Source organism: Bradyrhizobium sp. MI1.10, from assembly GCF_055811035.1.
In genome coordinates this window covers 1-272 of the sequence record NZ_JBVVPN010000182.1, presented here as the reverse complement: position 1 = coordinate 272, position 272 = coordinate 1, and the positions used below count along the sequence as shown (strand labels likewise).

At 62.5% G+C, this 272-nt stretch carries 1 pseudogene; it reads right to left on the bottom strand.

The features are described from left to right. Positions 1-105 precede the first annotated feature (105 nt). Positions 106-272 (bottom strand): annotated as a pseudogene (prfC, locus tag AC0L3K_RS40830) (peptide chain release factor 3); the annotation flags it as partial.

The window sequence follows — 272 nt, the reverse complement described above, 5'->3', positions numbered from 1 at the left end:
CAGTATCCCAGAGGCGATTGTGATTGAGCCGAGAGGCTGCGGCGTACTGGATGCCCCGCTTTCGCGGGGCATGGCAGCGGAGGGTGAGGAGCGGACGGAACGCCCCTACCCCTTCTTCTTGACGTCCTTGACGTTGGTGAACGCGATGCCTTCGGCCCGTTCCCTGGTGTAGCCGAGATAGAACTCGTTCCGCGCCAGATAGACGGGATCGCCGTCGACATCGTCGGCGATGCTGGAGGTGTTGGCGGCGATGAAGGTGTCGAGCTTCTTGC